At 67.8% G+C, this 21,497-nt stretch carries 22 protein-coding genes; 18 read left to right on the plus strand and 4 right to left on the minus strand.

Annotated features, from left to right (window positions below; translation table 11 throughout):
- The 9 genes from folE to LRQ07_RS02745 all read left to right on the plus strand — a co-directional run bounded on the left by folE (window position 1) and on the right by LRQ07_RS02745 (window position 8,609).
- Window positions 1-603, plus strand: a complete 603-nt coding sequence (folE, locus tag LRQ07_RS02705) for a GTP cyclohydrolase I (RefSeq protein WP_256535767.1) — start codon at window positions 1-3, stop codon at window positions 601-603.
- Window positions 603-1,412, plus strand: coding sequence for a dihydropteroate synthase (gene folP, locus LRQ07_RS02710; RefSeq protein WP_256535768.1), 810 nt, complete (start codon window positions 603-605; stop codon window positions 1,410-1,412). The genes folE and folP overlap by 1 nt, the downstream gene beginning before the upstream one ends.
- A 44-nt stretch (window positions 1,413-1,456) precedes the next feature.
- Window positions 1,457-1,852, plus strand: coding sequence for a dihydroneopterin aldolase (gene folB / locus LRQ07_RS02715; protein WP_256535769.1), 396 nt, complete (start codon window positions 1,457-1,459; stop codon window positions 1,850-1,852).
- Window positions 1,849-2,388 carry a 2-amino-4-hydroxy-6-hydroxymethyldihydropteridine diphosphokinase gene (gene folK / locus LRQ07_RS02720; protein ID WP_256535770.1) on the plus strand — a complete coding sequence of 180 codons (540 nt, stop codon included), beginning with the start codon at window positions 1,849-1,851 and terminating at the stop codon, window positions 2,386-2,388. Before folB ends, folK begins: the two co-directional genes overlap by 4 nt.
- Window positions 2,385-2,867 (plus strand): DUF3180 domain-containing protein, encoded by a 483-nt coding sequence (locus LRQ07_RS02725; RefSeq protein ID WP_256535771.1) that lies wholly within the window; start codon window positions 2,385-2,387, stop codon window positions 2,865-2,867. Before folK ends, LRQ07_RS02725 begins: the two co-directional genes overlap by 4 nt.
- Window positions 2,818-3,399 (plus strand): PH domain-containing protein, encoded by a 582-nt coding sequence (locus LRQ07_RS02730; protein ID WP_047521280.1) that lies wholly within the window; start codon window positions 2,818-2,820, stop codon window positions 3,397-3,399. Before LRQ07_RS02725 ends, LRQ07_RS02730 begins: the two co-directional genes overlap by 50 nt.
- A complete protein-coding gene (locus tag LRQ07_RS02735) occupies window positions 3,396-5,240 on the plus strand; it encodes a PH domain-containing protein (protein ID WP_256535772.1) in 1,845 nt (614 codons plus the stop codon). The genes LRQ07_RS02730 and LRQ07_RS02735 overlap by 4 nt, the downstream gene beginning before the upstream one ends.
- A gap of 2 nt (window positions 5,241-5,242) precedes the next feature.
- Window positions 5,243-5,935, plus strand: a complete 693-nt coding sequence (locus tag LRQ07_RS02740; RefSeq protein WP_256536459.1) for a DUF2520 domain-containing protein — start codon at window positions 5,243-5,245, stop codon at window positions 5,933-5,935.
- Between the two features lie 97 nt (window positions 5,936-6,032).
- A complete protein-coding gene (locus LRQ07_RS02745) occupies window positions 6,033-8,609 on the plus strand; it encodes a helix-turn-helix transcriptional regulator (RefSeq protein ID WP_256535773.1) in 2,577 nt (858 codons plus the stop codon).
- Window positions 8,610-8,702: 93 nt separating this feature from the next.
- Here LRQ07_RS02745 and LRQ07_RS02750 read toward each other — a convergent pair whose 3' ends face one another.
- Complete coding sequence (locus LRQ07_RS02750) at window positions 8,703-9,464, minus strand: DUF1345 domain-containing protein (protein ID WP_232762643.1); 762 nt, start codon at window positions 9,462-9,464, stop codon at window positions 8,703-8,705.
- A gap of 454 nt (window positions 9,465-9,918) precedes the next feature.
- On the opposite strand from LRQ07_RS02750, the gene LRQ07_RS02755 reads away from it, so the two are divergent.
- Genes LRQ07_RS02755 through LRQ07_RS02775 form a run of 5 tightly spaced genes read left to right on the plus strand, consistent with a single transcriptional unit; the run spans window position 9,919 to window position 13,234 of the window.
- Window positions 9,919-10,473 carry a TasA family protein gene (locus LRQ07_RS02755; protein WP_232762642.1) on the plus strand — a complete coding sequence of 185 codons (555 nt, stop codon included), beginning with the start codon at window positions 9,919-9,921 and terminating at the stop codon, window positions 10,471-10,473.
- Between the two features lie 13 nt (window positions 10,474-10,486).
- Window positions 10,487-11,005, plus strand: coding sequence for a hypothetical protein (locus LRQ07_RS02760; protein WP_256535774.1), 519 nt, complete (start codon window positions 10,487-10,489; stop codon window positions 11,003-11,005).
- Window positions 11,002-11,577, plus strand: a complete 576-nt coding sequence (locus LRQ07_RS02765; protein ID WP_256535775.1) for a signal peptidase I — start codon at window positions 11,002-11,004, stop codon at window positions 11,575-11,577. Before LRQ07_RS02760 ends, LRQ07_RS02765 begins: the two co-directional genes overlap by 4 nt.
- Window positions 11,574-12,761 (plus strand): RCC1 domain-containing protein, encoded by a 1,188-nt coding sequence (locus LRQ07_RS02770; protein WP_256535776.1) that lies wholly within the window; start codon window positions 11,574-11,576, stop codon window positions 12,759-12,761. Before LRQ07_RS02765 ends, LRQ07_RS02770 begins: the two co-directional genes overlap by 4 nt.
- 32 nt (window positions 12,762-12,793) lie before the next feature.
- Window positions 12,794-13,234 (plus strand): DUF805 domain-containing protein, encoded by a 441-nt coding sequence (locus LRQ07_RS02775; RefSeq protein ID WP_256535777.1) that lies wholly within the window; start codon window positions 12,794-12,796, stop codon window positions 13,232-13,234.
- Window positions 13,235-13,259: 25 nt separating this feature from the next.
- Here LRQ07_RS02775 and LRQ07_RS02780 read toward each other — a convergent pair whose 3' ends face one another.
- Window positions 13,260-15,095, minus strand: a complete 1,836-nt coding sequence (locus LRQ07_RS02780; protein WP_256535778.1) for a DUF2207 domain-containing protein — start codon at window positions 15,093-15,095, stop codon at window positions 13,260-13,262.
- 80 nt (window positions 15,096-15,175) lie between these two features.
- Between LRQ07_RS02780 and lysS the strand changes: the two genes are divergently transcribed.
- Entirely contained in the window at window positions 15,176-16,708 is a 1,533-nt protein-coding gene (gene lysS, locus LRQ07_RS02785; RefSeq protein ID WP_131492930.1) for a lysine--tRNA ligase, read from the plus strand.
- A gap of 17 nt (window positions 16,709-16,725) precedes the next feature.
- On the opposite strand, the gene LRQ07_RS02790 is transcribed toward lysS, so the two are convergent.
- Window positions 16,726-17,853 (minus strand): DUF4192 family protein, encoded by a 1,128-nt coding sequence (locus LRQ07_RS02790; RefSeq protein ID WP_256535779.1) that lies wholly within the window; start codon window positions 17,851-17,853, stop codon window positions 16,726-16,728.
- A gap of 112 nt (window positions 17,854-17,965) precedes the next feature.
- Here LRQ07_RS02790 and LRQ07_RS02795 point away from each other — a divergent pair, with 112 nt between their 5' ends.
- From LRQ07_RS02795 to LRQ07_RS02805, 3 genes are all read left to right on the plus strand, one after another.
- A complete protein-coding gene (locus LRQ07_RS02795; RefSeq protein ID WP_165875449.1) occupies window positions 17,966-18,139 on the plus strand; it encodes a hypothetical protein in 174 nt (57 codons plus the stop codon).
- Window positions 18,140-18,224: 85 nt separating this feature from the next.
- A complete protein-coding gene (cls, locus tag LRQ07_RS02800; RefSeq protein ID WP_131492927.1) occupies window positions 18,225-19,685 on the plus strand; it encodes a cardiolipin synthase in 1,461 nt (486 codons plus the stop codon).
- 47 nt (window positions 19,686-19,732) lie between these two features.
- Window positions 19,733-20,461 (plus strand): hypothetical protein, encoded by a 729-nt coding sequence (locus LRQ07_RS02805; protein ID WP_256535780.1) that lies wholly within the window; start codon window positions 19,733-19,735, stop codon window positions 20,459-20,461.
- Between the two features lie 14 nt (window positions 20,462-20,475).
- Here LRQ07_RS02805 and LRQ07_RS02810 read toward each other — a convergent pair whose 3' ends face one another.
- Complete coding sequence (locus LRQ07_RS02810) at window positions 20,476-21,474, minus strand: diacylglycerol/lipid kinase family protein (protein WP_256535781.1); 999 nt, start codon at window positions 21,472-21,474, stop codon at window positions 20,476-20,478.
- Window positions 21,475-21,497: the final 23 nt, after the last annotated feature.

Genomic DNA, 21,497 nt, shown 5'->3' on the forward strand with positions numbered 1-21,497 from the left:
GTGACCGTCGACAGACACCGTGTCGAGCGGCTCACCCGCGAGCTTCTCGAGGCGATCGGTGAGGATCCGGATCGACCGGGATTGAAACAGACCCCGTCGCGGATGGGGGAGTTGTACTCCGAGTTCTTCTCCGGGGTGGGGGAGGACCCGGCGGAGCCGCTCGCCCGCACGATCAGCGTCTCCCGCGGCCCGGCGCCCGACACCCTGCCCTCCGGCGCTGTGCTGCTGCGTGACATCCGCTTCCGCTCGGTCTGCGAGCATCACCTGCTGCCGTTCGCCGGGCACGCCCACATCGCGTATCTTCCGGGGGAGCAGGTCGTGGGGCTCGGGGCGCTCGTTCGCGTGGTCGAGATCCTCGCCGCGCGCCCTCAAGTGCAGGAGCGACTCGGAGAGCAGATCGCGGACACGATCGCCGAACACCTCGACACCCGCGGCGTGCTGGTGGTGCTCGACGCCGCCCACGGCTGTGTGACGATGCGGGGCGGTCGGCAGACCGAGACCTCCACGCTCACGATCGCCGCCCGGGGCGAGTACACGGACGCCGTCGCCCGGACCGAGCTCATCACGTTGATCGGGGCGGCAGGGTCCGGAGCAGCACGCTGATGACGGGCATCTGGGGCATCGTCAACGTCACGCCCGACTCCTTCAGCGACGGCGGGCGCTACCTCGATGTCGATCATGCGGTCGCGCACGGTTTGCGACTGCGTGCCGAGGGGGCGACCGTGCTGGACGTCGGCGGTGAATCCACCAGGCCGGGTGCGGAGCGGGTCGGCGAGCACATCGAGCAGCAGCGCGTCATCCCCGTGATCGAGCGACTCGCCGCTGCCGGTGTGCCCGTGAGCATCGATACGCTCAGTGCGGCCACCGCTGCCGCGGCCGTGCGTGCGGGCGCCCGCATCGTGAACGACGTCTCCGGCGGGCTCGCCGACCCGGAGATGCGTGCGGCCGTCGCCGAGTCGGGCGCGGACTTCGTCATCGGCCACTGGCGCGGCTTCTCCGCGGACATGTACGCGAACGCCGAGTACCGCCGCGTCGCCCGCGAGGTCGCCGGCGAACTCCACGAGCGCATGGGGGAGGCGGCCGTGGCCGGGATCGCTCCGTCGCGGGTGATCGTCGATCCGGGTATCGGCTTCGCGAAGACCGGGCCGCAGAACTGGGACGTGCTGCGCGGACTCGAGGAGATCGTCGCGCTCGGGCCCCGGGTCCTGATCGGCACGTCGCGCAAGCGCTTCCTGGCGGAGACACTGCGCCAGGAGACCGGCACCGACGACGAGGTGTCGGAGTCGCGGCGCGACCTCGCGACAGCTGTCACGAGCGCGCTCGCCGCGCAGGCCGGAGCGTGGGCCGTGCGGGTCCACGATGTGGCCGCGACCCGCGATGCGCTCGCGATAACGCATGCCTGGACGGGCTGAACGTCCGCTCAGCCGCCGGAGGGCGTCCCCCGTACGCTAGAGGCATGGATTTCCTCGATGAGATCGTCCTCACCGGCCTGACCGTCTTCGGCCGCCACGGCGTCTATGCGCACGAGCGGGAGGACGGGCAGGAGTTCTCGATCGATCTGCGTCTGCGGATGTCGCTGGACCAGGCGGCGGCGTCGGATGACGTGGCCGACACCGTGCACTACGGAGAACTGGCCGAGAAGGTGGCAGCGGTGGTGGGGGGCGAGCCGGTGAACCTGATCGAGACGCTCGCCGAACGGATCGCCGCCGTGGCGCTGGAAGACGTGCGCGTGCAGAACGTCACCGTCACCGTGCACAAGCCGCACGCCCCGATTCCGCTCAGCTTCGCCGATGTGGCCGTCACGGTGCACCGCAGCCGTACGCCCGAGGCGATGGAAGACATCACGATATGAGCCGCAACCTCGCGAACCCGCTCGATCTGCCGGACCGCCGCGCCGGCCGCCCCGAAACCGTGGCGGTCGTCGCGCTCGGCGCGAACCTCGGGGATCGTCACGAGACCATCCGCGCGGCGGCCGAGCGGATCGCCCGGCTGCCGTTGGTGAGCGACGTCCGGCTCTCTCGCTTGTTCGAGACCGTCGCGCTCCGCCTGGACGGTCCGGATCCCGACGCGCCCGGCTACGTCAACGCGGTCGCCCTGGTCGCCACCCGGCTCGCGCCCGAGATCCTTCTCGGGATGCTCCACGCCATCGAGGACGAGAACGGCAGGGAGCGCCGGGAACGGTGGGGCGACCGCACCCTCGATCTCGACCTGATCGCGTACGGCGACATCGTGTCGGACGACCCTCGCCTGCAACTGCCGCATCCCCGGGCGGGCGAGCGGCTGTTCGTCCTCGATCCGTGGCTCGATGTCGACCCCGAGGCCGAACTGCTCGGCAAGGGAAAGGTGTCGGACCTCGTCGCGGGGCTTCGAGCACGGGGCGAGGGATGAGGCGCACGTCCCTCGGCGTCCTCGTCGTCCTCGCGCTGCTCGCCGGCGGCGCCGGATTCCTGCTCGATCACATCCTCACCGCGTCGGGGCGCATCACATTCACGCCGTCGCTGCTGCTGCCCGTGCTGCTCCTCCTGATCGCCGCCGCCTCGGCGGGGGTCGCCTGGCCGGTCCGGCGCAGCGTGCGGTCGGGGATCCGCATCGATCCGTTCCGCGCCCTCCGTGCGGCGACGCTCGCCCGTGCCTCGAGCCTGCTCGGGGCGATCATGGCTGGCTTCGGGGCAGGCCTGCTGGCGTTCCTCCTGTCCCGTCCCGTCGTTCCGCAGGTAGGGTCGACTGTGGCCATGCTGGCCCTGATCGGAAGTGCGATCATCCTCGTGATCGCCGCTCTCGTCGCCGAACAGTTCTGCACCCTGCCGAAGGATCCTGATGACTCAGAACCCAGAGACCACGCCCCTCAACCCGGCGGAGGGCACTGATCTCGCCGCCCTCGACCAGGGCACCTACTCGAAGCTGCGCACCGCGCGCAACGAGGCCCGGCTGGAGCTCGACGGCACCTGGCACCAGATCTCGCCCCGCTACGTCGTGTCCCAGATCGTGCAGAACGTGATCTTCATCGTCCTGGTGGCCGTCGCGGCCGTCGTGCTGAACCTGGTGCTGCATCAGCAGTGGGTGTGGATCCCCGCCGGCGTGATCCTGCTGATCACCGTTTTCGCTCTCATCATCCTGCCGCGCCAGGCCAGGGCGATCGGATACATGCTGCGTGCCGATGACATCGTCTTCCGCAAGGGAATCCTCTGGCAGCGCATGATCGCGGTTCCCTATGGACGCATGCAGCTGGTGGACATCACGCAAGGACCGCTCGATCGCGCTTTCGGTATCGCCCAGTTGAAGATGGTCACCGCGGCGGCGACGACCGGCGTGCAGATCCCCGGACTCACCCAGGAGGCCGCGGAGGCACTGCGCGACACGCTCATCCACGTTGCCGAGACCCGCCGGACCGGCCTGTGAGCGAGCCGCAGCTCCCGCCGTCTCCGAGTGCGCAGGCGACGGCCTCGGAGCCGTCCACGAGCCTCGCCAACGGCGAGTGGCACCGCATGCATCCGCTCACCCCGCTCTTCAAGGGCGGGCTGGTGCTCATCATCGTCGCCGGCATCACGATCGCGAACATGCGCGATCGCCTCATCGCATGGGCCGTGGCCCTGTTCGCGCCGGAGGAAGCGCGTTACGGTGACTACGCCGGGGCCGACCCCGTCGAGTGGGTACTCGCGAACAACCTAATCCTGGTCGTGCTGCTCAGCGTGCTCGGTCTCGCGATCGTGCTGATATTGATCTTCTGGTTCGTCTGGCGCTTCCAGCAGTTCCGCATCACCGGTGACCACGTCGAAGTGCGCAAGGGCATCATCTTCCGCTCGCACCGTCGGGCACCGCTCGATCGGGTGCAGGGCGTCAACCTCACCCGCCCCTTCCCCGCTCGCATCATCGGCCTCGCCAAGCTCGAGGTCGTCGGCGCGGGCAACGACGCGAACGTGGAGCTGGAGTATCTCGCAACGGCTCGCGCGGAGTCCGTCCGGTCGGACATCCTCCGCCTGGCTTCCGGAGCGAGGGCGGCACGCGCTGCGGCCCAGAACCCTGATCCCACTGCCGCGGCGGACGCGCCCACCTCTGCTCGCGCGCAGCTGGTCGGCTCGATGAACGAGGGCGTCAACGGACTCCTCGCGGGGGTGGACCTCGCCGATGTCGTCCCCGAGAGCGTCGTCAAGATCCCGACGGGCCGTCTGGTCGGCTCGCAGCTGATCTCGGGCCTGCTCTGGTTCGTGTTCTTCGGCGCGATCTTCGCGATCGCTTTCGGCAGCGCGCTGATCGGCATGTTCGTCGACGGCGACACGGGCGGCGGGATCGTGCTGCTCGGCCTGGGCCTCGGCATGGGTGTGCCGATGGTCATCGCGGTCGTCGGTATCACCTGGGCGCAGATCTCGAAGTCGTTGCGCTATTCGATCGCCCCGACGCCCGACGGCGTACGCATCACCTACGGTCTCCTCACCACGGTGACCGAGACGCTTCCGCCCGGACGCATCTTCGCGGTCGAGGTGTCGCAGTCCCTGCTGTGGCGTCCGTTCGGCTGGTGGACGATCCGGATCAACCGGATGAGCGGCAAGAGCGCCGCGCAGCAGTCCTCCGGAAGCGGGCAGCAGTTCAACGTGGTGCTCCCGGTCGGCAAGCGGGCCGACGTCGAGCGTGTCCTCGGGCTGGTTCTGCCGGACGTTCCGGCGGCGAACATCCCGGAACTCTGGGAGCACGGCATCGTGGGTCCGGCGGAGGACGATGCCTACCGGACGATGCCTCGTCGAGCGCGGTGGCGGCGTCCGTTCTCGTGGAAGCGGCACGGTTATCTCGTGACCGATTTCGGGCTGCTGCTTCGTCGCGGGATCGTGTGGCGCAAGCTCGCCGTGTTCCCGCTCGCGCGTCTGCAGGGCGTGTCGCTCAGCCAGGGGCCGATCGATCGAGCACAGCGGGTGTCGGGGGCACAGGTTCACACCGTTCCCGGTCCGATCACGGGTTACCTCTCCGGACTCGAGCGTGCCGATGCCCTGGCGCTGCTCGACGGTGTCGTGGTCGCCGCCGCTGAGGCCGCGTCGCGCGACAGGAGCCACCGATGGAGCGAGCATTCGCCTACCGCACCTGAGCCGACTCCTCCGGCGCCCCCGGCCTACACGGGGCCGCCGCCCGTTTCCCCTCCGCCTCCGTACACCGGGATGTCTCCGGTCGCGCCTCCGCCTCCGTACTCCGGGTCCCCCGCTGCGCCGCCGCCTCCACCAGCGACGCCGCCGCAGCCGCGGTCGGAGCAGTGACAGTGCCGCGGGATGGGCGACTCGGCGTCGGGATCATCGGCGCCGGGCGCGTCGGTCCCGTGATCGGAGCCGCGCTCGGTGGGGCAGGGCATGCCGTGGTCGGGATCACGAGCGGCTCCGACGACGAGCGTGCCTCTGCGGTCCTTCCCGATGTGCCGGTGCTCGACGCGCTCGACGTCGTGCGTCGCGCCGAACTCGTGATCATCGCGGTCCCCTCGGAGCAGCTGCCCTCGCTCGTCGCGGGTATCGCCGAGGTGGGCGGTTGGCAGGTCGGACAGCTCGTGCTGCACACGGATCCGGCGTTCGGCATCGAGGTTCTGAGTCCTGCCGCCGCACGCGGTGCGATCCCCCTCGCCGTGCACCCGGCGATCACCTTCACCGGGACGTCGATCGACCTCCGCCAGCTGCAGGCCGGCTTCGCCGCGGTGACCGCGCCCGCCGCTGTGCTGCCCATCGCTCAGGCGCTCGCCGTGGAGATGGGCTGCGAACCGGTCGTGATCGCCGAGGCCGACCGTCCCGCGTACGCCGACGCGATCGCCACCGCGACCGAGTTCTCCCGGTCGATCATCGGGCAGTCGACCGCACGGCTGCGTGAGATCGGCGTGGAGAACCCCGGCGGATACCTGTCGGCGTTGGTGCAGTCGACCGTCGAACGCGCCCTTCGCGAGGCCTCGGATCCTTCTCCGCTGATCTGACCGTGTTGTGTGCACGGGCCGCGGGAGCGAGTGCTTGTACCCGGTAGGCGCCGGGTCTATCTTGAGGGCATCGGAGCGCCTGAGAGGAGGTGGCCCCATGGTCATCGGTCGAGAGCGTCCGCTGGCCGCCGCCATGGATCTCCTGATGGCAGGCGTCAGCGTCGACATCGTGGGCGGGCGGGGGAGCGGTCGGAGCACATTCCTCCGTGCCCTGGCCTCCCGCCTCGAGGATCGGGAATGGACCGTCGTCCGGGCACGAGGCATCGCGTCGTTGCGGCAGCACAGTTTGGGCGCGCTGCACCTCGCCGGGTTCGGTACCGCGACGGGTGCTCGACCAGCGACTCTTAATGAGACGGCACGCGCGCTGGCCGAGCGGCTCCGTGCGCGAACAGGGGTGCTGCTCGTGGACGACTGGGATGATCTCGACGAGTCATCCTGGGGAGTTGTCGAGTACGTCCGCCGAGACGCCGGCGTGCCGGTCGTGATATCGCGCCTCCAGGGCCTTCGTGCACGCCACACCCCGACGGGTTTGCCCGCGTCGACGCTCGAGCCTGCGTACGTGATCGACATCGAGCCCCTCCGGTTCGACGAGATGGAGTCGGTGCTCAGGGAACACCTCGACGCACCGGTCGAAGCGGGAACGATGAGCCGCCTCTTCGCGAAGTCCGGAGGAAATGTCGGACTTCTCCTCACTCTGGTCGACGCCTCGATTCGGGAACAGCGCATGTCTCGTCGGAGTACCGGGGAGTGGGAGGCATCGCGGGACCTCTGGAGCGGAGCTCTCCGTGCGGTGCTCGAAGCGCATCTCGAGGGGTTCGAGGATCACACGCGGGATGCGTTGGAGATCATCGCGGTCGTCGGCGTCGCAGACCTCGAGACGGTGCGGAAACTCGTGCCGTGGGAGATCCTCGAATTGCTCGAGGAACGGGGGACGATCGCGATCGTCCCGAGCGCAGGACGAAGACTCGTGACGGTCGTTCCTCCCCTCCTCGTCGAGTACTTCCGGCATGAGCCACTGGCGACGAGAAGGACTCGCCTCATCGAACTCGTCGAGGACAAGCTCGGGGCAGGGCTCGGGGAGCACGAGTCGGAGCCTGACGAGTCGCGGCGCAGCATCAGCAGCGTGGACGATGCTCTCTTCGTGCGTCTCCTTCAGGAACGCGCGCGGACGTTGCGCCTGGTCACGGCTGCGGAATGGGCGGCGAATCCGTCACCGGCTGCAGCGGTCCGATACGCCACAGCGCTGATGCACGCGAGTAGCGAGACGGTGCGATCCACGGTGGAAGGAATCATCGACACCGTCGATCCGAGCCTGGGGGACGGCGCGAGTCTGGCCGAGTTCGTGGTCCTGCGAGCACAGTGGCGCGCGTACGTGGCGGGGGAACTCGACGAGGCGATCGCGCAACTCCGGCGGGATGCCGCTGATCTCTCCCTGGGGCCTTATCGACGCCTCCTCGATGCGGCTCAGGTGCGGTTGCTCGTCAACCTCCGTGAAGTTCCCCAGGACTTCACCTCGAAGCTCGAGGTCGAGGATGATCTGCCCGACGCTGTGAAGATCACGCTGTGGGAGACACAGATGCTCGTGCTCGTCTGCCTCGGTCGATTCGACGATGCGAGGCGGGTCTTCGCGGAGGTGTCGACGCTCGACGACGGACATGCTTCCCACCTTTCGCGGGCGCTCATGGGGCTCGCCCTGCTCGGAGCCGGCCGGCATCGGGAGGGGATGGACTTCCTCGGCCGCGGGTTCGACGAAGCGCACGGGTATCTCGATGTGGATGCGTTGCGCACGTTCGGTGCAGCCCTCGCCCTGGGACACATGCTCGCAGGAGACTACACCGCCGCCGATGACGTCTTGGAGACCCTGCATTCCGCGGGTGATCCGGCCGTCTATCCGCCGGGCATCCCGCTCGCCTTGCTGTCGATCAGTGCGGTGATCAACATCCGACGAGGCAAGGTCTCGGCGGGGGAGCGGTTCGCCGCGGAGATAGAGAAGCTCGAATACCCCGACGGCCCCTTGCCCGGGCAGTCGCGAGCCTGGCCGAGGGCGCAACTCCTGGCCTTCGAGGGCGACCTCACTCGGGCGGGGGAGGTCCTGTGGAATTCCGGCACGGATCTGTGGAATCGCAATGCACGATACGCAGGGGTGACGGAGCTCCTGTCCTCGCTCGAGCTGGTGCCGTCTCCCGAACGCCTGGCTGACGTTCGACAGAAACTGCGAGACCTCCCCGATGCTCGCTCGCTCGCCGCATATGCGGACTTCGTCGCGGCGGGCGTGGCCGGAAACCCCGCGGCGATGCTCGCGTCCGTCGACGTTCTGGAGGACCGAGGTCTGACCGGTCTGGCTCTCTCTGCGTGCAAGCTCGCCGCAGCGGCGTTTGCGAAGGCCGCGGATCCGGAGCGGGAAGCCGCGGCACGGGCACGAGAAGAGCGTTTCCGGAGCGATCTTGCCGGGCGACAGATAGACACCGCTCGGTTCGCCGCAACGGCCACTGCGCTCACCGAAAGGGAGAAGGAGGTCGGTCGGCTGGCGGCCGAGGGCCTGACGAATCCGGAGATCGCGATTCGACTCGTTCTCAGTGTCAGGACGGTGGAGAGCCATATCCATCGACTTCTCCGCAAGCTCGATCTGCAAGGGCGACAGGGCCTGAGCAACCACCTGGAGGCCCTTCGCTGAGTCGCTCCGACTGGGCGTCGTGTCGGGTGACTCGGAGACAGTGCTCCGCCACTTCGACGGTCAGAGCTCAGGAGCTCAGGTGGGAGCCGCGCGCTACTGGCCGTTGGACATGATCGTGTTGAGCGCGAGCACGATGATCAGCCCGTTGAAGAAGAAGCTGCACACGGAGTGCCAGATGACCGTCCATCGCATGCGAGTGGAGAGCACGGTGACATCGGAAGCGGCGAAACTGGTTCCGACCGTGAACGAGAAGTAGACGAAGTCCACCATTCGTGGGTGCGGGGTCTTGGGGAAGTCGAACGGTGGCTCATCGTCCCGGAGGTTGCGCTGGAAGTAGATCTGCGCGAAGCCCCAGTGGAGGAAGCCCCAGGCGAGGACCATCACCCACACGCCGATGACGGTCGTCCTCAGCCCGACCTGCCAATCCGGGGCGAGGGTGAGGACACGCACGGCGGCGGTGAGGCCGGTCATACTCGCCAGAACCGTCGTCGACGTCGCCACGAGGCGTGCAAGCCTGCTCGCGACGAATCGATGCGGGCGAACGTGGGCGGTTGATCGAGCGGAGATTCCGAGCACGAGCAGCGTCGCGGACGCGTAGAAAGTGCCGAGGAGAGCCCAGGCGCCGAGCCAGTCGAGCTGCGCGGCTCCTCCATCGAAGACGAAGTTGATGACGATGCCGAGGACGATCATCGCAACCTGACCGACCAGTGCCGCTCCATAGCCGGCCGCTCCCCACCACTGCCTCGCCCGCCGAGTCGGCCGCTCTCTCGACAGAGGAGCCGGCTTCCACAGCCGTCGCGAGCGATCACGCAGATCCGAGCGGCGCTCGTCTGTCGCTGATTCGCACGTGGACATGAAGACCTTTCCGCAGGATCGAAGGACTTCATTTCAGCAGCCGTCTTCGTCTCGGCTGCGCGGAACCTCTCCGGGTGAGAGGAAGTCGACCGGAATTCGGTGAGTGACGAGGCAGAGCTCCGTGTGCATCGGGCAGCAGCACCGTGCATCGTCCACCACTACGCTCCTCGAAGACGCCGGCTGTTCGCATGCGTTTGCGCGAGGTGACACTGATACCGCTTTCGCGGCTACTGAATCGCGATCGCTCACCACCCAAGCGCCGAATCCGACCCATAGCGTGGGCATGGTCGGGCGTCGGAGGCTGAGTGAGTGCGCTCGTCCGATCTATCACGATTTGTGATCGATCACGCGAGAACGAAGCTCGCCGTCTCGAGTCGTGGTATCTTGCGGGTCACCGCGGGGAGATCAGATTACGACTCGCTGACGCGGGTCTTAGGTGCATCGGAGGATCAAGATGGACGTGAAGATCAGTACCCGCGCGAAAGTGCTGGCAGCGATCGGGATAATCGCCGTGGCAGCCGTGGGCGCGACCCTCGCGGCGTTCACCGACACAGGCAACGTGGAGACCACGTTCACCTCGGGGACGCTGGACCTCAAGTTCGACGACGACCAGGACGGGAACCCGGACAACTACCTCGTCGACTTCAGCGCCGGGTTCGACAACCTCGCGCCAGGGGACTCCGTCGATCTGGACCTGCTCGTCTACAACTCCGGCACGATCGATGCGCTGCTCGGTCTCGGCGCCCCGATTCTGACGAACTCCGAGGGCACGCCGGCGACGGCTCTGGAGGACTACCTGACCGTCGTGATCACCGACACCGGCACGTCCACCGAGCTGTTCAACGGCACCCTGGCTTCGGCGTCGTTCACGGGGCTTGACATCTCGTCGGGCGGAGCGGCCAATGGGACCACTCTGAACATCGTCGTCACCTTTGACCCTGCGGCCCCGGTGGGCGCGGCTGGACAGGGCGTGACGGTCGTGTTCCCGTTCGAAGCGACGCAGGCATAGAGCGCTGTCCGTCATGAGTGACATGGTCGGGGTCCCCTCAGAGCTCGTCTGGGTTCCGCCCGTCGTCACGGTAGAGAACATCAAGCCCGGCGACCCGCAGGTCCGGACGCTCACGCTCACCAACAGCAACGATGTGCCTGTCGAGCTGTCCTCAGAGCTGATGCAGTCCGGTGTCTTGTTCGGCGGAGACACTCCGCTCGACGTCAGCTTCTCGCTGTCGGAGGAAGGCCGGTGCTCGGACAACCCAGAGGCGATCCCGGCGCAGGGGACGGTCACGGTGACGATGGTCGCGGAGTTGCCCATCACCGCCGGAAACGAGTATCAGGGTCAGTCCGGGGTGGCGAACTACATCGTCACCGCGACGGAAGCGGACGTCTGCGTGCTCTCGAGTCCACCGGAGAATCCACCGGACGCGCTGCCTCCGACAGGGGTGGCGGTCGGTGGGACCTTGCTTCTCGCACTGGCATGCCTGGCCGTAGGAGCAGCGCTCCGCTTCGGGATGCGACGACGGCGGGAACGGCGGGGATCATGATCGACACCACATCGACGCCTGCCTCGACGTCTACCTCGTCGTCAGGGAAGGGGTGGCGGGTGTTTTTGAACACCGCTGCGATCATCGGGGCCGCAGCGGTGGTGATCGCTCTCTTCGCTGCCATCATCGGAGCGCGAGTCCTCATCTTCTCCTCTGGCTCGATGGCTCCTGCGATCCCGGAGGGCTCCGCGGCGATGACGATTCCTCGTGACACCGACGATCTCCAGATCGGCGACGTCATCAGCGTCGCCCGTGCCGGGGACGGGAAGCTGGTGACCCACCGCATCGTCGATCTGACCGTTCATGACGGGCTCACTCTCGCGACACTGAAGGGCGATGCGAACCCTGCGGCCGACGCCGCACCGTATGCGCTCGGTTCCCAGACGCAGCGTGTGGCGTTCGCGATTCCCCACGCCGGCGCGGCCCTGGCCGTGATGAAGTCGCCGTGGTTCCTCGGCGCGGTCATCGCTCTGGTCGTGCTGGCGGCGATACCGACACGTCCCCATTCGCGCAAGAAGCCAGAGCATGCGAAGACCGAGAGCCCGAAGACCGAGCAAGGACGAGAAGCATGACGACCCGACGCCGCCGCCGCCTCGCCGCCTTCACTGCCGCCGTTGTGGTGGCGGTGGCGGGATCGGTGCTGGGAGCCAGCCAGGGGTCCGTCGCTCAGTTCGTTGACACGGGCCGCGTGCAGTCGAGCTTGTCGGCTGTGGATTCCGTTCCGCTGAGCTTCGTCGGTATCGATGCCGGAGAGAACTACTCGATGGGCTGGACAGCTGCCGGTGAGATCTTCACCTGGGGCGGGAACGGAGCAGGACAGCTCGGTAATGGAACCTCTGGCGGTTCGCGTCTCGTCCCTGAGCAGGTCATGTTGCCCTCGGGGGTACAGATCGTGAAGGCTGATGGTGGGCTGGACACCGTCATCGCGCTCGCGTCGGACGGCGGCGTGTACACCTGGGGGAACGCAACTGTCAGCGGGACGAGTCATACGCCTACACGCAGTGCGTTCTTCGACGCGCTCGGGGATCCGGTCGTCGGCGTCTCCAGTGGCGGATATTACTACTTGGCGTGGACGGAGAGCGGAGCCCTGTATTCATGGGGCACGGCAGGCGGCGGACGGCTCGGTCGGTCAGCGACAGGACAGAGTCCGCCCGCACGGGTGACAGCACAGGGACTGAACCTCGTGGCCGTCGAAAGCGCAGCCGCGGGGCGGTTCGCAGGCATCGCTCAGGTCGAAGGTGGCGCAGAGACCATTGCGTGGGGCACCGGGTTCGGCGCCGCTGCGGGGGTGACGCTCACAGGGATCACCTCCACGGTCGATGGGGTCGCGGCGGGCACCAACGTCGTCCTGGCCTGGGGCCAGGACGGGTCCCTTTTCTCGGCGACCTCGGCGACGGCGTCCGCGGTCGTCGGCGCGACCGATATCGTCGGAGTGGACGCCTCCTTCCCTGCTGCAGGTTCCTCCTCCTTCTACGCGTGGCGCGCAGACGGAGCCCTCTTCGCCTGGGGAGACAACAGCCAGGGACAGCTGGGTTTGGGAACCACCGGCGGGTCTGTGCCCTCACCGACGCCGGTGACGCTCGCCCCGGGGTCGGTCGCACTCCAAACCGGGGCAGGCGCGGACCATGCTCTGTATCTCGGGCAGGACGGCACGTTCAGCTCGGCGGGGAGCAACGCGTTCGGACAGCTGGGAACGGGCGACACCACCCCGCGGAACACCTTCGGCAGCGCGATCACGATCCTCCGGTGGCCGTGATGCCCTACGGCCGCGGGTGAAAGGGGAAACTCATGGGCACGACGACCTTGGCTGATCCGCTCTACGGTGCTTCCTTGGGGCAAGCGATAACGAGGTTCTTTCGCAAGTACGCGACGTTCTCCGGCCGTGCGAGTCGCTCGGAGTACTGGTGGTGGCAACTCGCCACCACCGTCGTCTATCTGGTTCTGGCGGGCTCGACTGTTGCCATCGGCGTCGCGAGCGGCGAGCTGGACACCGGAGGTGAGGTGTTCTACCTGGGTCCCGCTTTCAACGTCGGGATTGCGCTCCTGGCGGTCTGGGCCCTGGCCACGCTTGTGCCGCAAATCGCGCTGGCCGTGCGACGCCTGCACGACACGAACCTCTCGGGGTGGTTCGTCCTGCTGCGGCTCATTCCGTCCGTCGGGGACATCGTGCTGTTGGTGCTGACGATACAGCCGTCCAATCCCGCGGGCGCACGATACGACAAGCGCTGAGCCGAGGTCTCCTCCGGGCCCGGGGTCAGCGCCCGCCGGAGAACCCGCCTCCGCCTCCGCCCCCGGAGAACCCGCCGCCGAACGATCCGCCGGCGCTCGATGAGGTGCTCGTCGACGGTGCGGTATAGGTCGCGGCGGAGCGGGACGATGCCACGAACGCCGCGAGCTGCATCCGGAGGGCGAACGAGGTCGGATCGCCCATCCAGGTCGCCCCGCGATGCTCGCCCGCGTACGCACGCTCGAGGACGTCGCCCCATTCGCTCTCCATGCCGAACAGGATCGCGTAGGGGAGGAGACGTTCGTACAGGTGGATGACGTCGGCGGTGCCGTCCGGTCGGCGTTCGGCACCGCTGTAGGACTGGAGCATGCGCAGACGGTCGGCCTCGGCGACCCGGATGAACTCCTGCACGCCTTGCAGGTACTCGTAGGTACGGGCGCCCTCGGCGGTGAGCACGGTGTGCTTCGAGAACGCGTACAGGCTCGACAGCAGAACGAGGAACGCGACGAAGGAGATCACGACCACACCGGGGATGGCGGAGAGGCGGCCGGTCGTGGCGGCCCAGATGCCGAGGGCCAGGCCGATCGCTGCGATGCCGATCGCGCACCACTGCAGGATGACGGCCGCGCGACTGCGGACCTTCTCGGTCAGGCCACGCGATGCCGCGGCAACCTTCCCACTCTGCTCCAGAGTGGACATCCGCGCGGCGAACGCCTCGTCTGTGGCAGGAACGTCGACGACACCGTCGGGGTCGGCGTCTGCGAAGAGCGCCTCGAACGCGGCCTCGTCCAGCTCGTCGGCCCCGGTCGTCGCCCGCAGACGCCGCAACCGGGGTTCCTCCGCCTGCGCGCCCTCTTCGATGCGCAGGCTGCCGCGCACGGCGAGGTGGACGATCTCGGCGGGGATCACGTCTTTCGCGCCGGGGATGATGGCGCCGGCGAGCAGCGGCGGAAGCGAATCCGGCACGTCGTACTGGGCGATGACGATCCCGGTCGCTCTCCGGCGTCGGCGCGTGAACCCTGCGACGGCCACCCAGCTGCCGACGGAGACGCCGACCGCACCGACGGCGGCGATCAGCGGGGCGATGTCGCCTACCGGATCCGGCGTCCGCGCGAGGGGCTGTGCGACGGTGTCCGCGTCGAAGCCGATTGCCACGGTCACTCCGTGACCGGCGGGGAGCTGGGCGGACTCGACCCGGAACGTCGCGGCCCCACCGTCGGTGGTCGGGCCCTGAAGGTCGCACTCGTCCCTCGAGCCCGAAGCACCGGTGTAGCAGCGGGCGGAGCCGGTGAGCGCCGCCGACATCTCGCTGTCGAACGTGATGTCGGCACGGAAGCGTTCAATGGGCTGTGTGCTGTCGAGGGGGAGCAGGTCCCAATAGAACTCGTCCACCGACGGCGTCGACGACCCATCGGTCGGACTCGTCGCCAGCACCACGTCGCGCATCTCGTACTCGATCACGTACGTGGTGAGGCCCTGCACGTAGTCGTCGGTGCCGATGCTCACGAAGGTGAGTCCGTCTTCCTCGTCGGTCTCGTAGGGGACGGCAGTACCGTCTTCATCCGTGACCGCGATGATCCGCGTCTCGGTGCTGGCGCCCTGGTATGAGGTCGGCAGTCCCCGGACGATTCCGCGATTCTGATCGGTCTCGGGGAAGCGGGCGACCAGCGTCTCGGTCACCCGCATCAGCGCGCGGCCCTCCTGATCGAGTCCGACCTCGTAGTCGGCATCCCAGGAGGCATACGAGAAGTCGTCCACGTCCGCCGCGGAGACAGGTGCCGCTTCCGCGGTGACCGGCGCGGCGATCCCGGCAAGAGCGAGGGAGAGGGCAGCGAACGCGCGGAGGATCCGTGTGTGGGCCATTCTTCGAGGCTACCCAGCCTGTGCCGAGGGAAGAGACGCCGCCTCGGTAAACTGGGAACGACTTTCAAGGAGCCCCGCACATGACTGACGCGTCCGCCGCGCCCGAACCGGCCTCGAACGACCTCCCCGCCGAGGAAGACGTCCACGAACAGAAGGCCGTGCGACTCGCCAAGCGCGAGCGTCTGATCGAGAAGCGGACGGATGCCGGTGGGGGAGCTTTCCCGGTGGGCGTGCCGATCACGCACACCATTCCCGCGCTGCGCGCCGAGTACGGCGACCTCGAAGCCGGCGATGAGACCGGCGTCGTGGTCGGGGTCGCAGGCCGCGTGGTGTTCAGCCGGAACACCGGCAAGCTCTGCTTTGCGACGCTGCAGGCCGGTGACGGCGCACGCATCCAGGCGATGATCTCGCTCGCGAACGTCGGCGAGGAGTCGCTGGCGGACTGGAAGGAGTACGTCGACCTCGGCGATCACGTCTTCGTGCACGGAGAAGTGATCTCCAGCCGTCGCGGAGAGCTGTCGATCATGGCCGATGGGTGGGAGATCGCGTCGAAGGCAGTCCTGCCTCTCCCCAACGCCTACTCCGAGCTCAGCGAGGAAGGGCGCGTGCGCAGCCGCTACCTCGATCTCATCGTCCGTGAGCAGGCACGCACCACGGTCCGTGCGCGTGCGGCCGTGAACGCGAGCCTGCGTGCCACCTTCACCAGTCACGACTACCTCGAGGTCGAGACCCCGATGCTGCAGGTGCAGCACGGAGGGGCATCCGCACGCCCGTTCATCACCCACTCGAACGCCTTCGACACCGAGCTGTACCTGCGCATCGCGCCGGAGCTGTATCTGAAGCGCGCGGTCGTCGGGGGCATCGAGCGTGTCTACGAGATCAACCGCAACTTCCGGAACGAGGGTGCCGATTCCACGCACAGCCCCGAGTTCGCGATGCTCGAGGCCTATCAGGCCTACGGCGACTACAACCAGATGGCCGCGTTGACGCAGGAACTCGTGCAGAAGGCGGCGATCGCGGTCGCGGGGTCGACGACCGTGACCTGGGCCGATGGTACCGAGTACGACCTCGGCGGCGAGTGGGACCGCATCTCGATGTACGAGTCGCTGTCCGCAGCATCGGGCCGCACGGTCACCCCGCAGGACTCCGTCGAAGACCTCATCGCCTTCGCCGAGCAGACCGGTGTCGATCTTCCGCCTCAGGCCACCCACGGCAAGCTCGTCGAAGAGCTGTGGGAGCACTTCGTGAAGGGCGACCTGGTGCGCCCGACGTTCGTGATGGACTTCCCCGTCGACACCTCGCCCCTCGTGCGTGAACACCGCTCGATCGACGGCGTCGTGGAGAAGTGGGACCTGTACATCCGTGGGTTCGAGCTGGCGACCGGATACTCCGAGCTCGTCGACCCCGTGATCCAGCGCGAGCGCTTCGTGGAGCAGGCGAAGCTCGCCGCACGCGGTGACGTCGAGGCGATGCCTGTCGACGAGGAGTTCCTGCGAGCACTCGAGCACGGCATGCCGCCATCCGGGGGGATGGGCATGGGGATCGACCGTCTGCTGATGGCGATCACCGGCCTGGGGATCCGCGAGACCATCCTCTTCCCGCTGGTGAAGTAGTCCGCGGGGCCCGGCGTTCATCGTGCCGGGCTCCGACGGAACGCCCATTCCGGCAACAGGGCGCTGCCGATCATGGTCTCCAGCAACGCTGCGAGAGAGTAGCCGGGATCGATCTCGCGCACCAGGTCGAGGTAGTGACCCGCATGCGTGGCGCGGCCGAGGGCCCAGGACAACCACGCCGCCGCCGTCAGCGGTGCCGGTCGTGAAGCCCGCGGTGCCCGTGCGGCCGCCGCGCGGACGGCCGAGAGGGCGACGCGAAGCCGTTCCGTGTCCGGGCCGGGCCCCTGCCCCAGAAACAACCGCCCCAGTTCGTCCGGGACCATCTCGCCGCTGGTCGCGAAGGCCATCTGTGCGCTGTAGGCGCGCTTGCCGCCGAGGAGATCGGTGGCCCACTGTGCGATCGCCACATCTCGCAGAAGCGGGCGCTCGAGACACCACAGCAACGTCGCGGTCGCGAACGGCGGGAGCGTATCGGGAGTCGCGAGCACGGACTCGAAGAGCGCCGGGATGTCTTCCAATAGCACGAGCGCAGCGATCAGCTGGGGGTTCTCGCGTCCGGTCACACGCGCGCTGCGTCCCGTCTCCTCCTGATCGAGCAGTGCCGTCAGCTCCTGCATCGCTCGCCCGACCCTTTCCTTCTCTGCGAGGTCGACCTCGGGAAGCTCCGCTCCGGCCCACTGATCCCCGGAGACATCGCCCACCGATGGCACCTCCGCGGGCGGGAGGACCTCCGCGAGAGGGTGGAGACGCGGCGCCGGGTCGAGATAGCTCGACCACCCCGACGGTGTCACACAGAGCGCGTCGACCACTCGGAGACCAGCATCCTCCGCGGACCCCAGCACCTCGTCGACGGCAACGGCGTACGGCAGCACGAGCCCGTCGCGGGTGGCCTGGGACTCCTCATCGGTGTAGACCACGAGCGCCACGGCATCGGTGCCGGTGACACGGGACGCCAGGCCGACCGCAGCGTGGGCATAGTGCTCGAGATCGGTCTGGTCGTGGGGGAGGTCGAGCCGCATGGCTCCCTCGGTGCGGGCGCCGCAGAAAGGGAGCAGGACGATGCTCCGACGAGGTGTGAACCCGGCGAGAGGGGGGACCAGGGCGAGGAATGCGGCGGAATCGGTGGCACGAAGAACTGTTGTCATGCCGAGAGTGTCGCGGAACGCGTGGTCACGCAGGGCGGAAGAGGCGGGCTGTGGACGCGGATCCAGAAAGAGCGGGAATGTGTACGAAGAGTGGCTCGCGTACCATGGGGTGATGGACAACTTCTGGCTCGCCGCGGCATGGTCTCTCCTGCCGACCGTCGGAGTGAGCATCGTGTTCGTCTTCGTGCTCCGCGGCATCCTCCGCTTCGATCGCAAAGAGCGCAAGGTCCACGCGCAGATCGAGGCCGAAGAGCGCGCGGCGCGCGGCCTCCCGCCGCGCGTCTGAGTCCGACCCATCCGCTACTGTGAAGCCAGCACACCGGCTCCGGTGTGAGTCCGAGGTGATCGTCACCACGGTGTGAGGGGACACGATGACCGCGGAGACCTGGGGCTGGTGGATAGCCGCCTTCCTCGTGGCCCTCGACATCGTCATCCGCGTGACGGCGATCATCGTCATCCCGCGCAATCGCCGACCGACGGCCGCGATGGCCTGGCTCCTCGCGGTCTTCTTCATCCCGTTCGTCGGCGTGTTCCTCTTCCTGCTGATCGGAAACCCACGGCTCCCGCGTGCCCGGCGGCGCAAGCAGGACCAGATCAACGAATACATCGCCCAGACGAGTGAGCACCTGCACTTCGGGACTCTGCGTCCGAACGCCCCCGAGTGGTTGGGGCCCATCGTCCAGATGAATCAGAAGCTCGGCGCGCTGCCGCTCTCGGGTGACAACGGCGCCCACCTGATCTCGGACTACCAGGAGTCCCTCGACGAGATGGCCGAGGCCATCCGCACCGCTCAGGAGTACGTGCACGTCGAGTTCTACATCCTGCAAGCGGATGCGTCGACGGACAATTTCTTCCGAGCGCTCGAAGAGGTCTCGGCGCGTGGCGTCGAGGTGAGAGTCCTCCTCGATCACTGGGCCAACCGCGGCAAGCCCCGGTACAAGCAGACCATCGCCCGTCTCGACGCCATGGGCGCCGACTGGCATCTGATGCTCCCCGTGCAGCCGTTCAAGGGCAAGATGCAGCGTCCTGACCTGCGCAATCACCGCAAGCTCCTGGTCGTCGACGGCAACATCGCGTTCCTTGGCTCGCAGAACATCACGGACTCGACGTACAACCTGCCGAAGAACATCAAGCGCGGTCTGCACTGGGTCGACCTCATGGTCCGTCTGGACGGTCCCGTGGTGCTGAGTGTCAACGCGATCTTCGTGGCCGACTGGTACAGCGAGACCGATACGGTCCTCGAGGGGATCGACATCGCCCATGCGAACATCGGCTCGGGCGACCTCGACTGCCAGGTCGTGCCGTCGGGACCGGGGTTCGAGGTCGAGAACAACCTCCGGCTCTTCCTCGGGCTGCTGTACGCGGCCAAGAAGAAGATCATGATCGTCAGCCCCTACTTCGTCCCCGACGAAGCGCTCCTGCTGGCGGTGACCGCAGCCGTCGACCGAGGCGTCCACGTGGAGCTCTTCGTGTCGGAGGAGGGCGATCAGGCGATGGTGTACCACGCCCAACGCAGCTACTACGAGGTGCTGCTCAAGGCCGGCGTGCGGATCTGGATGTATCGCAAGCCGTACATCCTGCACACCAAGACGCTCACGATCGACGACGGGGTCGCGGTCATCGGGTCCAGCAACATGGACATGCGCTCCTTCGGTCTGAACCTCGAAGTGTCGATGCTGGTGCGGGGCGAGGAGTTCGTCGCCGAGATGCGCGAAGTCGAGGACAAGTACCGCTCGCTCAGTCGCGAGCTGACCCTCGAGGAGTGGATGCAGCAGCCGCTGCGCTCCACCGTGCTCGACAACCTGGCGCGTCTCACCTCCGCCCTGCAGTAGCACGCGAGTGCCTTCCGGGTGATCGTGGCGCGGGATACTCTGTGTGCATGACCTCCGCGCTTCGTCCCCTCGCCGTCGTGGTCGGCCTCGTCGCCGCCGCGTTCCTCGTCGCAGGGTGCACCGCCGGGCCGGGTGCGGACACCCCGACGAGTTCACCGGCTCCGAGCGCCGGAAACGTCGACGATCAGAACGACATGGAGGGCGCCCTGCTCGATGACGGCCGCATGTTCGCGGTCGTCACGTGGGGATCCTCGACCTGCGTGCCGCAGGTGGACCAGGTCACGGGCGAGGGCCAGACGGTGACCGTGACCCTGGCGGATCCGGCCGCGGAAGCGGAGAAGCCGTGCACGGCCGATCTCGCTCCGCGGGCGAGCCTCGGCGCCCTGCCCGAAGGCGTGGACCCGACGAAGGACATCACCCTGAACGTCACTTACGGCGATCTCACCGACGACATCGACCTCGACGGCGACCCCGCTGCCGCAGGAACGCCTGGAAGCTCGACCGAGTACCTGCCGACCGCCGGCTGGTTCGACGACGGTGCTCTCGTGCTGCTCACCTGGGGATCCTCGAGCTGCGTCCCGGTCGTGGAGTCCCTCGAGGGTTCCGGTACCTCCGGCACCGCCACCTTCGTCACCGATGACGACCAGGTCTGCACGATGGACATGGGGCCGCGGGCGACCATGCTCGCGTTCGGTGACGACACCGTCGAGGACGACGGCACCTTCACGCTGACCCTGGTCGGCGGCGGTCTCGACGGAACGGTCGAGGTCCGGTAGCGTCGCCGTGGGTCTCAGAGCATGTGCACCGGGTGGCCGGACGGAAGCGCCAGCAGGAGCGCTCCCGGGTCGGCCCAGCAGGTGATCCGCACGGCTTCACCGAATTCATCCCCGTCGAGTTCGATCGGGATCGGTCCGGGCACAGCTGCTTCGGCGGCTGCCCCGTGGAAGTAGTGCACCGAGGCGTTCTTGCCGCGACGTTCGAGCACGCGACGCCCGGCACGGAAGCGCCGCAGCACCGAGTTGTCCCACCAGATCTTGCGCCAGACGGCGAACCATCCGAGGACCCCGGTGGGCTTGATGACGGCGATGTCGAGGGATGCGTCGGTGATCGACCCGTCAGGGATCAGAGCGATGCCGGCGGGAAGGGTCCCGCAGTTCGCGAAGAGCAGGCTGTACGCGCGATGCGAATGCAGGCGGCCGTCATCGACCTGGTAGACCGCACGGAAGGGCTTCGCGCGGGGCAGTGACCGCGCGGCGCCGTCGACGTACGCGATCCATCCGACCGACCTCTTCAGGTTCGAGCGGGTGTTCGCGATCATGTCCGCATCCAGGCCCATGCCGGCGAGCACCACGAAGGCGTGTTCCTGCTCCTCGCCGTCGGCTCTGGTCAGGCGCGCCCAGCCGATGTCGATCGGGTGCCGGAAGCCGCCGAGAGCGGCTCGGATCATCTCCGTCGGGTCGGCGAGCGGAAGTCCGAGGTTGCGGGCGAGGAGATTCCCGGTGCCGCTGGGCAGGATCGCCAACGGGACTCCGGTGTTCGCGATCGCTTCGGACACGGCGCGGACCGTGCCGTCGCCGCCCGCCACCAGGACGACGTCGACGCCGCGTTCGAGGGCCTGCGCAGTGGCCTGCTGTCCGGCATCCTCCACCGTCGTCGGGTAGAAGGCCGGGTGTTCCCACCCCGCTTCGCGGGACAGGTCCCTCACGGCTTCACGGAGGTGCTTCCCGTCGACCTTGATCGGGTTGTAGACGAGTGCCGCCTGTCGTCGGACGAGGGCGGGCGTGGTCATGGCGCTACTCTAATCCGCGATGC

Source organism: Microbacterium sp. J1-1 (assembly GCF_024498615.1).
Classification (GTDB): Bacteria; Actinomycetota; Actinomycetes; order Actinomycetales; family Microbacteriaceae; genus Microbacterium; species Microbacterium aurugineum.